This window comes from Pseudomonas sp. KU43P (assembly GCF_033095865.1).
GTDB lineage: Bacteria > Pseudomonadota > Gammaproteobacteria > Pseudomonadales > Pseudomonadaceae > Aquipseudomonas.
This window is the reverse complement of record NZ_AP019365.1, coordinates 366257-381008: the sequence shown is the minus strand read 5'-3', so window position 1 is coordinate 381008 and position 14752 is coordinate 366257. Positions and strand designations below refer to the sequence as shown.

Sequence of the window (14752 nt, the reverse complement as noted above, 5' to 3'; positions counted from 1 at the left end):
ATGCGTGTCTTTATCATCTTTGAACAACCGTGAGTTTGATTGATGACGAGCACCCCCAAACCCCTTGTCCTGATCATCCTGGATGGTTTCGGTCACAGCGAAAGCCCCGAATACAACGCCATCTTTGCCGCCAACACACCGGTCTATGACCGCCTGCGCGCGAGTCAGCCCAATGGCTTGATCTCAGGCTCAGGCATGGATGTCGGCCTGCCGGACGGGCAGATGGGCAACTCCGAAGTCGGTCACATGAACCTCGGCGCCGGCCGTGTCGTCTACCAAGACTTCACCCGAGTGACCAAGGCCATTCGCGATGGCGAGTTCTTCCAGAACCCGGTGCTTACCGGCGCCGTGGACAAGGCAGCGGGTGCCGGCAAGGCCGTGCATATTCTCGGCCTGCTCTCCGACGGTGGCGTGCACAGCCACCAGGACCACCTGATCGCCATGGCCGAACTGGCCGCGCAGCGTGGTGCCGAGAAGATCTACCTGCATGCCTTCCTCGATGGCCGTGACACCCCGCCACGCAGCGCGCAATCGTCCATCGAACTGCTCGATGCCACTTTCGCCAAGCTGGGCAAGGGCCGTATCGCTAGCCTGATCGGCCGCTACTACGCGATGGACCGTGACAACCGCTGGGACCGCGTCAGCGCCGCCTACAACCTGATCGTCGACAGCGTTGCCGAATACACCGCCGAAAGCGCCGTGGCCGGCCTCGAAGCCGCGTATGCCCGTGACGAGAGCGACGAGTTCGTCAAAGCCACCCGTATCGGCGACGCGGTGAAGGTCGAAGACGGCGATGCGGTGATCTTCATGAACTTCCGTGCCGACCGTGCCCGCGAACTGTCGCGTGTATTCGTCGAAACGGATTTCAACGAGTTCCCCCGTGCCCGTCTGCCAAAACTGGCGGCCTACATCGGCCTGACTCAGTACTCGGCGAAAATCCCGGCCCCGGCGGCCTTTGCCCCTGCCAGCCTGCACAACGTGCTGGGCGAATACCTGGCGAAGAACGGCAAGACCCAGCTGCGCATTGCCGAAACCGAAAAGTATGCCCACGTCACCTTCTTCTTCTCGGGCGGCCGCGAAGAGCCATTCGAAGGCGAAGAGCGCATTCTGATCCCGTCGCCGAAGGTCGCTACCTATGACCTGCAGCCGGAAATGAGCGCGCCGGAAGTCACCGACCGCATCGTCGAGGCCATCGAGCAGCAGCGTTATGACGTGATCGTGGTCAACTACGCCAACGGCGACATGGTCGGCCATACCGGTGTGTTCGACGCCGCAGTCAAGGCCGTCGAGGCCCTGGACGGCTGCGTCGGGCGTATCGTCGAGGCGCTGGACAAGGTTGGCGGCGAAGCGCTGATCACCGCCGACCACGGCAACGTCGAGCAGATGGAAGACGAATGCACCGGCCAGGCGCACACCGCGCACACCACCGAGCCGGTACCTTTCATCTATGTGGGCAAGCGCAAGGTCAAGGTCCGCGAAGGTGGCGTGCTGGCCGATGTGGCACCGACCATGCTCGCACTGCTGGGGCTGGAGAAGCCTGCTGAAATGACTGGCACTTCGATTCTGGTCGAGGCCTGATCGAGGCACAGGGGCCGCTTCCCGGCCTGCCCTTTGTGGGAGCCGGCTTGCCGGCGATTGGGGCGCGCAGCGGCCCCTGTGTACATGAATTCCAGACAAACGCCCCGCCGCACCCGCAGCGAGGCGTTTTTTTTGCAGGCCCGGGCGGGCATACTAGGCCAGTCTCCATCCCTGGTACGCCAAACCCCATGTTCCGCGCCCTGATCCTACTCGCCCTGTCTTGCCTGCTCAGCCCGGCCTTCGCCGATGAGCGCGCACAGACCCAGCAACAACTGGACGCCACCCGCCAGGACATCGCCGAGCTCAAGAAGACGCTGGGCAAGCTCCAGGAAGAAAAGGCCGGCGTACAGAAAGACCTCAAGGCCACCGAAACCGACATCGGCAACCTGGAAAAGCAGGTGGAGGCCCTGCAACAAGAACTAAAAAAGACTGAAGGCGAGCTGGAGCGCCTTGATTCCGAGAAAAAAAAACTCCAGAGCGCCCGCAGTGAACAACAGCGACTGATCGCCATCCAGGCCCGCTCCGCCTACCAGAACAACGGCCGCGAGGAATACCTCAAGCTGCTGCTCAACCAGCAGAATCCTGAGAAGTTCGCCCGTACCCTCAGCTACTACGACTACCTGAGCAAGGCGCGCACCGAGCAACTGCGCGCTTTCAACGAAACCTTGCGCCAGTTGGCCAACGTCGAACAGGACATAGGCCGCCAGCAGGAGCAATTGCTGAGCCAGCGCGCCGACCTCGACACCCGCCGCCAGGCGTTGGAATCCGAACGTGGCAAGCGCCAGCAGGTGCTGGCCAAGCTCAACAGCGACGTAAAAGACCGCGACCAGAAATTGCAGGCCCGTGAACAGGACCAGGCCGACCTGGCCAAAGTACTCAAGACCATCGAGGAAACCCTGGCTCGCCAGGCTCGCGAAGCCGAGGAGGCACGCAAGAAAGCCCTGCTGGCCCAGCAGGAAGCCGAGAAGCGGCGCCAACAGGAAGCCTTGGCCGCTCGCAACGATGCCGAACCGCCGAAAAAGGCCCGCACCACCCTGGGCCCGATAGTATCCAGCGACGGCGCAAGCTATGGCGGCGCATTTTCTGCCGCACGAGGAAAACTTCCGTGGCCAGTCAATGGTCGATTGCTGGCACGCTTCGGCGATGCCCGCGGCACCGATGCCCGCGCCAAATGGGACGGGGTGATAATCAGCGCCAACCCCGGGACCCAGGTACACGCCGTACACGGCGGGCGCGTGGTGTTTGCCGACTGGTTGCGTGGCGCTGGACTTCTGGTCATTCTCGACCATGGTAATGGTTACCTGAGCCTGTACGGCCACAACCAGAGCCTGCTCAAGAGCGCCGGTGACATCGTCAAGGCCGGTGAAGCCATTTCCACCGTTGGCGACAGTGGTGGCCAGGACAGTGCGGGCTTGTACTTCGCCATCCGTCAGCAGGGCCGGCCAACCGATCCTGCGCAATGGTGCAGAGGTTAGGTTCATTTTTCACGGCGTAGCGCCAGGCGCTGCACCGGGGCTCCCCAGGGAGCGTCTACAGGATCAGGAGTTCGTTCGACATGCTGCACTCGCCTCGCCTCACCCAGCTGGCCCTGACCATCGCCCTGGCGATCGGCGCGCCCTTGGCCTACGCCGCCGAGCCGGCGCCCGCCAAGCCTGGTGCAGTACCGGCCACCGAGGCAACCGCCAAGGCGCCGCTGCCGCTCGAAGAGCTGCGCACCTTTGCCGAGGTCATGGACCGCATCAAGGCTGCCTACGTGGAGCCTGTGGACGACAAGACCCTGCTGGAAAACGCCATCAAGGGCATGCTTAGCAACCTTGACCCCCACTCGGCCTACCTGGGCCCTGAAGACTTCCAGGAACTGCAGGAGAGCACCAGCGGCGAGTTCGGCGGCCTGGGCATCGAAGTGGGCCAGGAAGACGGCTTCATCAAGGTGGTATCGCCCATCGATGACACCCCCGCCTCGCGTGCCGGCGTTCAGGCCGGTGACCTGATCGTCAAGATCAATGGCGCCCCGACCCGCGGCCAGACCATGACCGAAGCGGTGGACAAGATGCGCGGCAAGGTCGGTGAAAAGATCACCCTGACCCTGGTGCGCGACGGCGGCAACCCCTTCGACGTGACCTTGGCCCGCGCGGTCATTCAGGTCAAGAGCGTGAAGAGCCAGCTGCTGGAAAACGACTACGGCTACATCCGCATCACGCAGTTCCAGGTCAAGACCGGCGAGGAAGTGGGCAAGGCCCTGGCCAAACTGCGCAAGGACAACGGCAAGAAACTGCGCGGTGTGGTGCTCGACCTGCGCAACAACCCCGGCGGCGTGCTGCAATCGGCGGTGGAAGTGGCCGACCACTTCCTCACCAAGGGCCTGATCGTCTACACCAAGGGCCGTATCGCCAACTCCGAACTGCGCTTCTCGGCCGATCCGGCCGATGCCAGCGAAGGCGTGCCACTGGTGGTACTGATCAACGGTGGCAGTGCCTCGGCGTCGGAGATCGTTGCCGGCGCCCTGCAAGACCAGAAGCGCGCCGTACTGATGGGTACCGACAGTTTCGGCAAAGGCTCGGTGCAAACCGTGCTGCCGCTAGCCAACGACCGCGCCTTGAAGCTCACCACCGCACTGTACTTCACCCCCAATGGGCGCTCGATCCAGGCCCAGGGTATCGTCCCGGACATAGAAGTGCGCCCGGCCAAACTCACCGCCGAAGCAGATACCGACAACTTCAAGGAAGCCGATCTGCAGGGTCACCTGGGCAACGGCAACGGGGGCGCAGACCGACCGACCAGCAGCAGCAAGCGCAAAGAGCGGCCGCAGGACGATGACTTCCAGCTCAGCCAGGCACTGAGCCTGCTCAAGGGCCTGAACATCACCAAGGGCCACTGATACTCTCATGCGTTTTCTGCTGTTCACGCTGTTCTGCCTGTTGGCTGGCACCGCACATGCGGCGCCAGCCAAGGCCTACATGAGCATCATCATCGACGACCTGGGCCAAAGCGCTGACCGCGACAGCCGCACCCTGGCGCTGCCCGGCCCGGTAACCATGGCAATCATGCCCGATACCCCGCATGCCAGCGAATTCGCCCGCCAGGCACACAGGGCGGGCAAGACGGTGATCCTGCACATGCCGATGGACCCGGCCACCGGCCCCTATGCCTGGCACCCCGGCACGCCATTGCCCGAGTTGGCCAGCCGGCTCCAGGCGGCCCTGGCCAAAGTCCCCTATGCCGCCGGCATCAACAACCACATGGGCAGCCGCATGACCGCCCAACGTGAACCGATGGCCTGGCTGATGGGCGAGTTGCAGCAGCGCCACCTGTTCTTCGTCGACAGCCGCACCAGCGCTGCCACCGTGGCCGCCGCCGAAGCCCAGCGCATCGGCCTGGCGCATGTGTCTCGTGACGTATTTCTCGATGACGTGCGCACGCCCGAGGCGATTGCCGATCAGCTTCGCCGAGGCATGGAACTGGCACATCGCCAAGGTTCGGCGGTATTGATCGGCCACCCCTACCCACAGACGTTGGCAGTACTGGAACAAGCGTTGCCCCGGCTTTCCAGCCAGGGCATCACCCTGATCGGCCTCAAGCAAATGATCGCCGAGCGCAGCAATCAGGCCATGCCTGGGCATGGAAGGCATGGTATTTACAGCAACCGCTGACGCTCCGGACCCGCTGTAGCCTCATCCCAACCCATGGAAGGGGATGATGCCGCTAGCCTGGGCCAGCGTAAGGTTGCCACGGTAGATCCTCAGCACTTCCCCCGATTGCGCCGCGATCATCTGGTCCTTGTATCCTTGCAAGCGCTGACGCCATAGCTTCAGGTGGCCTTTTTCGAAGTCCGTAGGGGCTGCTTGGGCGTCGGAAAAATGGAAATGCGCCGCCCATAACGGCCGGCCTTTGCTGCCAGGCTTGGTCTTCAGGCTGATTTTGTATTCGTCCATGTAACCGTTCGAGTCTTGCTGGCGCGGCCCCACGTACTCGACCGTGATCAGGCCTTGCTCATGCAGGAAGCGCAGCCCTCGTGCGCTGGGGTAGGCAGTGCGCGTGTAGAGTTTTTGCAGCAGTTCGACCCGTTTGCGACGCAGTGCCTCAGCGCTGTCGCGCAACTCATTTACCAGCCCTGCCCTTTCGCTGTGAGCGTCGAGCAGCCTGGCGAAATGTTCAAGGTCGCTGATCTGCCCGTTGAGCGTGTCGGTCAACACGCCTTCGTCCGCATCTTCGTCAGCCATGCTTTCAGCGCGTTCAATAACCTTGCCATTACCCTGCAAGAGTTCTTGGGCAATCACTGCGGTGGCCGCATCGGGCTCTGGCGACACATCCTGTGACTGGGCTTCTTCAACCGAAACCTCTTCCACCCATACTCCGTGCTCGCGGTTGAACCTATGGAGGATCTCGCTACCCAGCGGGTCGTGGACCTGCAACTGCGCCTGCCCCTCTACTGTCTCCTCGACACCGATGACAATCTGCCCATCCCGCGTGTGGGCCACCTGCAATACCTTGCGTGCATGCAGCGCTCGTGCCGGTACCAGAGCCTGCCCAGTGGTCTGTTCACGCATGGCTGCGACCAGGGCATCACCCGCCAGTGTTTTCAATTGCTGCACCTGGAGCTGATAGGCCAGTAGCCAATCGACAGCGAGCACCTGCTTGCTCAAGCCTTTGAGCCTTTCGACATTGAGCCAGGCCGCGAGGTATTCGTCCCATGCCGTTTGTAATAACTCGATCCTTTGAGCTACCGGCAGATCGAGGTAAACCGACAAATCGTGCGCACTGGCCGCCGTACGCAAGCGCTTGCCAGCGACCGCGTCGCGAAAACCGAGGAACTGCTCGTGGCTGACCCTGTGCATCTGCAGGGCGAGTTCGGCAAGGTGCATCGCCTGTATATAGCAGAGTGCGACGGTCGACCTTTGCCTTTTAGGGATGAGTTCATCGAGCGCAATTCTGCTCCCGACATAAGGGATCAGCAGCTGCCCATCACTGAGTGCGATCAAACGGTCGAGCTTCGTGGAGGCATCGATCATGGTTGGCAAGTCCTTGACCGCAACCTCGAGCAAGCCTCGCGCGCGCGCAAGCAACGCGGCCTTCTGCGGCTCAGGTGCGGCATTGTACGCGTCCATTGCCGGCCCATACTGCCCGAAGCTTCCAATGCTCACTGTCTCGTCGATGATGATCATTTCATAGGCGATCAGATTCTGTCGCAGTCCTACCAAGGTTTCGCGTTCGCTTTTAGCCCGCGATGGCGTCGGGATGTAGTTGGGGTTATCGCGCAACGACACCAAGGCCTGCTCAGCGCCGAGGTGATCGCTTTCCAGTTGCTTCACCAGTTCCAGCCGCTCACGGCGCTTGCTCAGAATGCGCTCTTCAAGTTGCGCCTGCTTTTCGCGGTAAAGCGTCTGGAGCTTGTCGAAACGCTCGCGCTCGACAGCCTGCAGGGGTGGTTCCTGCTCAAGCAGAGCCTGAAGCTTTCTCAGCGAAGCATGTAGTTCATTCAACTCGCTGGAAAGCGTTTCATAGCCCGCTTCCCGTTGCTTGATGGCCTCTACGTGACGCTGCAAAGCCTTGAGCGGGCCGGTGACGTGCTGCTCAAGCTTGCGACTCAAACGCTCTTTCGCGCCCCTGCCACTGCCGCCGAACAACCCGGTCTTGATTCGCCAGACGCCGTTTTCGCCTACCAGTGCCGGGCCGGCATTCTGGTCTTTGCCGATAATGCGCACGTCTTCGTCCTCGATCCCCACTTCGTACACATCGCCCTCAAGCTCCGCATAGAAACGCTCCCCTTGCTGATACAAACTCGCCCCACGGCTTGGGTGCACAGGCACCAGGCCGGCGAGTGAAACCTTCGCGCTGAGTTGGCGCAACCGGCCGCGCTGAGAGGGCGACAGTCCATTGATTCCGCCTACCCCGCGCCAGGAAAAGTCCAGCACCGTATCGGCCTTGGCCTGCAGCTCGATCAGTGATGCGGTTTCACCCGACGCAGGCGCTGGCAGCGGGCGCACAGCCGGGCTGTCGGCGCCTGGCAAAGCATCCAGCCAGGGCTGCAGAGACGGCCCCTTTCCTGCAACAGGGCTTACGGTCGGTACTTGCAGTTGAACCAAAGCCATCAGACTGCTGCTCAGCACATCGACGATCGCCTCAAGCGCCTGTTCACCGCCTTCACTCAAGACTTGCACATCGCTGATCACCTGCTCGATACCGGCATACAACCAGATCACCGTTGCCAACGGCCCCGGCAATACAGGCGTGACTACGTGGAACAGGCTCCATGCAAATTTGCCAATCAGCCCCCAGCGTTCCTGGCTGTTACTCACGGCGCTGCGATCGGCGATCTCGAGCAACAGCGACTGCCGAGCCTTGAATAGGTATGTGTCCAGCGCCTCACCCCAATAATCGAGTTGCAGCACTGCGGGTCCAGGCTTTTCCGAAGGGCTGAACGGGTCGAGGGACATGTTCGGTAGATGCGGTTCCTCGAAACCACCATTGTCGTAAATCGGCCGCATTGACTGGTCAAGCCACACCAGCACCGCATGCTGAAGTCTGCCGGGCTCTCGGATGGCGGCCAGCAAGGCTTCGGCATCCTCGAACTGGTAGAGGCTGTTCGGCAACAGCGGGCAATACAGCAATAAAGCCGGCACATCACGCAGTTCGATCACATACATGCCGTGCACACACTCAACCAAGTGGGAGGTCACTGAACGCTTGAAAGCCAAGGGGGCGATCCTGACGCCGGCACCGTCGTCAGCACCCTGCCGGCAGAAGCGCCCGAGCGCGTGATAGGAGGCCTGATCGAGCTGATTGACCACCCGCGCGCGCAGAGCATCGAACAGTAGCGTCAACCGCCAGTGACCGGCGAAAGTGGCGATGCGCTGCCCACGTAGCGCTTCGTCATCCAGCAACCCTTTGACATGAAGCGGGTAAGTACGGCCGATGTCGATCCGGCTCACCAATTCGCGCACGTAGCGCGTGTTCATCCAATCCATGATCAATTGATTTTCACGGTGCCCGATGTGGGTGATGACACCGGCATCGGTCGCCATCAGCCGAGCGATGGCCAATTCGGTCAAGGTGATAGTCTTGCTTTCGATCTTTTGACCAATACCCATGTCATGCAGATCGTTGGCGAACGTATCGATCGTCAGCAGCAGATCGTCGGAAAAATAGTTGGCATCCACCGGATGATCGTTAAGCATCTCTTCGCGCAGGCGACGCGAGGTGTAGTCGTGCAGGTCCTCGACAAGCAGCTGGTCGTCACCAGGCTTGAACATCGACTGCAGCACAGTAAGGTCGATCAAGCCCTGGGCAAAGGCTGTTCGTACTTGCTGCTCAGCCATCGTGAGCTTGCTTGGAAAGCGCAAGGGTGGCATTGCCCTGGCCTCGGAGGCAAACGATGCAAAAAACCGTGCGGGCTCGCTGGCCTGGGCATAAAGCTGCTCCAACTGCGCAACCGTAGCTATCCGGCTGCGCCGCAGCCGTGCGACATCTGCCAGCAGGCTTTCCAGCAACAATGCACTCTGCAGCGCGAACGCATCACCATCACCGGTGAATAGGTCCCAGCTCATGCTGTCGAAGACAAAGCGCCGGCCCATCCGCCGCTGCAAGGCCGCCGCCCATTGCTCCAAGGACTCGAAATGGCGAATCTCACCGGCCGGTGTGCAGGCCAGAATAATCCTGCTCACTTCGTCACTGGTGGTGATCAGCAAATCAGGGAGGATCTCGCTGTACTTCGTTGGCCCTGCATTCAAATTCACGCGCACGGCCTGCACGGTGATACCCGCCAGCCTGCTCAACAATACATCCTGCAGGCAGCTGCGCGCGTTGGGCTCCAGGTTGGCTGTTCGCATGCCATCGAACAGGCTTGCACGCAACATCTGCTGCAGCCAGAGGTCTCGGTCGATGTCTTCGCCGCGACCATTCCAGAAGGCAATCTGCGCCTGGTAAAAATGCTCGGGCAGCAATGGCAGTAATTGATTGAGGCTGGCGGCAAGTACCTTCGGTTCGAGAACGACCTCCTCAGCCGGCCCAGCCTTCAAGCTGTAGCCACCACCTTCGACGCTAGAAAAGTCCAGCGGCGTGCCATCGAGCATGGCTTGCAGCACGATATCCGCCAAGGGACGTGCAGGTGCGTTCGGCGCAAGCAGCAACAACGCCCCGGCCGAGTTCAACGAAGGCAGATGCCTGACGACCGACGGGGAGTGTTCCCGGATCAGTTTCACAAGTTGCAGATCGACCACCTGACGCAACGTCGGGCGGCTGGCGAACATGGCCCGGACACCGCTGCGAATGTCCACCTGCGGGGTGATGGGGTGACTCATGAGTGCGACTCCTCGTGCGTGGAAATGCACAAGGGTGGGGGTATTCGTACTCGCCTGGCGGTATCTATTTGAGCCTGGGGTCAGCACCCACGACATCGAAGGCAGCCCCCGCCTGATACAGGCGGGGGCCACTTTCCGAATCATCTCAGGTCAGGGGAATGATGCCCTGTATATCCTCGGCGGTCAGGCGCCCACGGTGCACCCGGTTGCCACTGGCCGCTTCGTACTGTCTGCCCAGATAGCGCTGGCTCCAGAGCTTCAGGTGCGCATACGTGAAGGCATCGAGGTTCGAAGCCTGGCCTTCCAAGTGAAAGTGAGCCGCCCAGATGGCGCGCCCGTTTGCGGCGCCAGAAGCGTTGAGGCGGGTAATCCTGAACTCATCGAAAGGACTGGTCGCGACCGATGTGTCTCGCCGGATGTAGTCGACCTTGATCAAGCCTTGGTCGTGCAGGAAGCGCAAGCCATGCGCAGTCGGATAGCGGGTCTTGCTGTACAACTCAGTCAGCAGAAGAACCTGCCGGGCTTGCATGCTGGTGACTTCGGTGTCCAGCAGGCCGATTTGCTGCGCATCCGCGCCGTCCTTGGTCAGGTTCTTCATGGTTTCGCGCAAGCGTTTGATCTGCCGCTGTAACAGACGATCGAGCACCTGGCCGTTCGCGTCATCTCTGACATAGTCTTCGGCGATCGCCAACACGTCTTTGTTATCTTCGAGCAGGGCCTGGATCAGCGAGTCAGCCTCAGTGGCTCCCTCGTACACGGGCTCAGGCAAATCATCCTCACGCTGGACATATTCGCCATCCTTCAAATCGAAAATCTGCAGGCTTTCCTTGCTGATAGGGTCTTGGACTTCCAACCCAGCCCCGGCTTGGGTGGCGATCACGAGCAAACCGTCACGGTTGCGAATCGCCCGCTGCGGCGCGCTGCTTCTGGGATAGGGCACCCTCTTGCGGCCCTCTTGCAGTCCGTCCTGCTCTGCAAGCGCATCCATTAGAAGCCTGCCGGCGTCTTCCTTGAGCAATTGCAGATGCTTGCGGTAGCGCTCGAGCTTGGAAACCTCGACCAACTTGCCACCTGTCCGCTCCAGGTGCAGCGCGTCGATGATCGCGGCCGCATAGGCGTCCCAAGCCTCCTGGAGGATGCTGATCCGATCGGCCACGCTCAAGTTCGCCATCAGCGACTCACCATGGGCCGTGCCGGCGCTCCTCAGAGCATCGCTGGCAAGCGCTTCCCGATACCTGATCAATTTTGGGGAACCGCCGTCCAGGTGCAACGCAAGATCAGCCAGGTTCATGACATGGTGAAAACGCAGGTCGACGGTGGTGAAAAGGCGCCCGGCAATCAACTGGCCTACGCTACGAGGCGCGTTTCCCATGCTGATATCGAACGTGTCCGGTACTTGCACCAGCACTTGATCCAACCCGCCCTGGGCGACCAGCATTCGCTCTTGAATCGCCACCGCGTTTTCAAGCTCACTGCGAAAAGCCCGGTATTGCCCATGCAGCTGTGGAGTGACGCCGCCATCGAACTGAGCTGCCAGCTCTCGCATTCGGGGAAAGTTCACCAGGTATTGCAGGTCTTCGAGGATGAATTCGCTGTGACGTATCACGCCAGCCATGAGCGAGTCCCACTTTACCTGCAACGTCCTTTCGAATCCGGTTTCGCGGTAGTTCCCATACTTGGGCTCGAGCATCGACTGCAGGATCTCGCATTGTTCGCGATCCAGGGCCACCAGGCGTTCGCCTTGGGTTACCGTCTGCAGGCGTTTGGCATCCTGCGCGAGATCAAGTTCAGCGATACGCTTTTCGTAGGCGTCCATGATCTTGTCCGAACCCTTCATGTCGAACGTTTCATCCTTGTCCTGCGTGGCCTTCTGCCGCCTGCCGTGTTCCGCAGCCTTGAGCGCGCCCAGCTGTTCGATCTTCGTTTCCATCTCGATGACCTCACCGCTGAGGATGTCGAACGTGCCCATCACTTCATTAGCCTCAGCGGTCAAGCTGTTCGCACGCGCTTCCAGCCTCTTGTACTGTTGCCCCAGACGCACTTTGGGCGCCCCGCCCATCAGACGCAGACGGGTGTCGATCCGCCAGCCCCCCTGCTCACGAACAAGCCAAGGCCCCGACTGCCCGGCGGCATCGACTATCTGGACACCTTCCTCCGTTTCTTCCACGGCAAACACTTCACCAAGCAGGCTGATGTACTGCTGCCCGTCCTGCTCATACACACCGGATGGCGAAGGCTTCAGCCCCTCCAGAACGATGTTCGAGCGCATCGCCCGCAAAGCCTCGCGCTGAAACGGGGCAAGCCAATTGAAGCCTTGATTGCCGCGCCAGCTGAAGTCGAGTTCGACAGCGCCAGGCAGCTTGAGCGGCCCCGGGATCCCCACCTTGCCCTGCTCCGGAACGACCCAAGCAGAGGCAAAGCCACCGTCCTGGGCCAGCGGCCCATCGAAGGCGGTGGCGCTAGGCAAAGCTTGTCCCTGGGCGCTTGTCACACCAGGCAAACGCGCATGCAACAGCGTCATGCCCAGGTTGACAATCAGGTCGACAATGGCTGACTCCCGCTCGAACTCATCGCCATGCGTCGCACCCTCGCTCTGCAAGCTGCTTGCCTCCTGCACCAGCCATGCCGCTGCGGCAACCGGGCCTCTTGCCAACAGCGAGACCGTGTGGAACAACAGCCAGGCACCTTTACCGAGAATTGCCCAGCGACTCTGGGCATTCGATGTACTCTCCCGGTCAGCCAGCTCGATCAATAGATTCCGATTTGCCACATACAGGCGCTCGTCCGTCTCCTTCTGCCACAACTGCAGGTCGAGCTGCGCGGGCTCAGGCTTGTCAGGTAACTGATACGGATCCTGCCCTATGTGGATGATATGAGGTTCGGCAAAACCACCATGCTCATACACTGAACCCGCATCCGGATTCATCCAGGTCAGGATGCTCTCCTGCAGTGCGCCAGGTAGGCGGATCTGCGCTATTACGTCATCGAAACTGGAAAACTGCCGCAAAGAATCTGCCGGATAGAGGGGGCGATACAACAATACGACTGAAGGTTCGGTGGAAAACAAAAGGTACATACCTTGGACCAGATCATGCCGGGTACTGGTCGACGAGCGCTTGAAAGAAAGTGGCATCAGCCCACCGTCCTGGAGCGCCTCGAAGTTGCCTTTGCACAGGTCAACCACACATTGCAGACCGGCTTCGGTAATCCTCCCCTCGAGTTTTGCCTGCAAGGCGCTGAAACGTAGCGACTGCCGCCATTCCCGGGCAAAGAGCTGGCAGCGCTCAACGCGCCCCTGCGGATCATCGAAGGCATCAGCGACGTAGCGTGGGTAACGGCCACCGATATCGACCCGACCCACCAATGCCTTGATGTATTTGGCGTCCAGCCAAGGCATGATCAACTGATCCTTGGAATGGCTGATTCGCGTGATGATTACGCCGTCAAGGGCGCTCAGGTTGGCGATCGCGAATTCGGTCAGGGTTTTCGTGCCTGCCGACACCAACGGCTCACCCCCACCGGTTCCGGCGCCGGCGCCACCCGGAATGCCCTGGGCGATATCAAGGTGCACGATCACCTCGTCGGGAAGATAGTTGGCCTCTGCCGGATAATCCTTCAATAATTGCTCGCGCAGCGCGCGGCGAGCATAGCTGTGCAGGTCAAGGATGCCGTCTAACGCAGACTTTCCGCCTGCGTCAGCCTGATCCAGCGCCAAATCGAGTAGCGCATCTTGATAGGAAAAACTGTCGATCGGCTTTGCCGCGCCAATCCCGGGCGGCACGGTTGCCCTGGCAGAGGGATCAATGAAATAGCCGGCGATCCACCATTGGGCAGGGTCGCTCAAGGTTTCGTACAACCCCTCGAACGCCTCGAGCGTCAGCCCCTTCAGGCGCAACTGGCCAATACGTTCGAGCATACCGTCAAGCAGCAATGCGACCCACTGGGAGAAAGCATTGCCTTCAAGTTCGTATCGCTCCCAGCTTATGGCACTGAAATGGTAGCGAAGGGCAAGTTGATCACGTAACGCGCCGGCGAAATCGTCCATAGAATCGAAAGCCAGAATCTGGCTGGAGGGCGAGCACCAGAGAATGACTTCACGCTCGTCCCAATTGCCAGTTACCAGCAATCCAGACTGTACCTCGGTAAACACCTGCTCACCCCAGCTCAGCGTCACCTGCACAACGAATACTGAAGGCTGTTCGCTGCCGCCACGGAGCAGCCCGCGAATGCACGCTTGCTGTTGTTCATCCAGGTTTTGCAAAGGCAGGTTGCTGATCATCGCCATCTTCATCAGCGATTGCAGCCATTGATCACGGCTCTTGCCGCTCGAGCGCGACTGACCACGCCAATAGTTCACCTGAGCCTGATGGTAATGGCCTGGCAATTGTGCGATCAGTGTATTCAGGGCTGGCGAAATGCCCATCAGCCTGCGGGTGTCCAGCTCGCTGTTCGAGCCGGGGAAACGGTGGGTACTGGCCAAGCCAAGGTTGTGACTGCGCCCACCGCTGGCTTCCAGATCGAGGGTCACGCCGTCGAGCATCGCCTGCAGCACCACTTCCACCAACGGCGCGGTAGTCCAGTGGTCGGCACCCGCTACAGGGCTGTCGAGGATCAACGGATCCGCCGTTGTGAGCCGAGGCGTCACGAATGCAAGCCAAGGCAGTTCCTTGATCAGCACCGACAAGAGCTGCTCGCTCGCAACTTGACGCAACGTCGGTCGGTCAGCGAACTGCGCTGCGACGTCATACTTGAAATCGAAAATGGAGGTAGTGGGGTTTGCCATGACACGCATCCGCTTGTTGACGAATGCGCACCATGTATTTGCCGCTCCCCCCACGGGTGTTAAACAGTTATGCCATCAGCGACCGTAGGCATGC

6 protein-coding genes are annotated in these 14752 nt (G+C 60.7%); 4 read left to right on the top strand and 2 right to left on the bottom strand.

Translation table 11 applies throughout. The features are described 5' to 3' along the window. The first annotated feature begins 42 nt into the window (after positions 1 to 42). The 4 genes from gpmI to KU43P_RS01715 all read left to right on the top strand — a co-directional run bounded on the left by gpmI (position 43) and on the right by KU43P_RS01715 (position 5228). Positions 43 to 1578 carry a 2,3-bisphosphoglycerate-independent phosphoglycerate mutase gene (gene gpmI / locus KU43P_RS01730; RefSeq protein ID WP_317660780.1) on the top strand — a complete coding sequence of 512 codons (1536 nt, stop codon included), beginning with the start codon at positions 43 to 45 and terminating at the stop codon, positions 1576 to 1578. A gap of 188 nt (positions 1579 to 1766) precedes the next feature. Continuing rightward, positions 1767 to 3053 carry a murein hydrolase activator EnvC family protein gene (locus tag KU43P_RS01725; protein ID WP_317660779.1) on the top strand — a complete coding sequence of 429 codons (1287 nt, stop codon included), beginning with the start codon at positions 1767 to 1769 and terminating at the stop codon, positions 3051 to 3053. 80 nt (positions 3054 to 3133) lie between these two features. Next, positions 3134 to 4456: a S41 family peptidase gene (locus KU43P_RS01720; protein WP_317660778.1), complete on the top strand. Its 1323-nt coding sequence runs from the start codon at positions 3134 to 3136 to the stop codon at positions 4454 to 4456. 7 nt (positions 4457 to 4463) lie between these two features. Beyond that, positions 4464 to 5228 (top strand): divergent polysaccharide deacetylase family protein, encoded by a 765-nt coding sequence (locus KU43P_RS01715; RefSeq protein ID WP_317660777.1) that lies wholly within the window; start codon positions 4464 to 4466, stop codon positions 5226 to 5228. 21 nt (positions 5229 to 5249) lie between these two features. On the opposite strand, the gene KU43P_RS01710 is transcribed toward KU43P_RS01715, so the two are convergent. Further along, the gene (locus KU43P_RS01710; RefSeq protein ID WP_317660776.1) at positions 5250 to 9875 is read right to left on the bottom strand and encodes a dermonecrotic toxin domain-containing protein; all 4626 of its coding nucleotides are present in this window, start codon (positions 9873 to 9875) and stop codon (positions 5250 to 5252) included. A gap of 145 nt (positions 9876 to 10020) precedes the next feature. Then, positions 10021 to 14658, bottom strand: coding sequence for a dermonecrotic toxin domain-containing protein (locus KU43P_RS01705; RefSeq protein ID WP_317660775.1), 4638 nt, complete (start codon positions 14656 to 14658; stop codon positions 10021 to 10023). Positions 14659 to 14752: the final 94 nt, after the last annotated feature.

Excerpts from the sequence above, each read along its gene's own strand:
- gpmI (WP_317660780.1), top strand. The coding sequence starts at position 43 with ATGACGAGCACCCCCAAACCCCTTGTCCTGATCATCCTGGATGGTTTC.
- KU43P_RS01725 (WP_317660779.1), top strand. The coding sequence starts at position 1,767 with ATGTTCCGCGCCCTGATCCTACTCGCCCTGTCTTGCCTGCTCAGCCCG.
- KU43P_RS01720 (WP_317660778.1), top strand. The coding sequence starts at position 3,134 with ATGCTGCACTCGCCTCGCCTCACCCAGCTGGCCCTGACCATCGCCCTG.
- KU43P_RS01715 (WP_317660777.1), top strand. The coding sequence starts at position 4,464 with ATGCGTTTTCTGCTGTTCACGCTGTTCTGCCTGTTGGCTGGCACCGCA.
- KU43P_RS01710 (WP_317660776.1), bottom strand. The coding sequence starts at position 9,875 with ATGAGTCACCCCATCACCCCGCAGGTGGACATTCGCAGCGGTGTCCGG.
- KU43P_RS01705 (WP_317660775.1), bottom strand. The coding sequence starts at position 14,658 with ATGGCAAACCCCACTACCTCCATTTTCGATTTCAAGTATGACGTCGCA.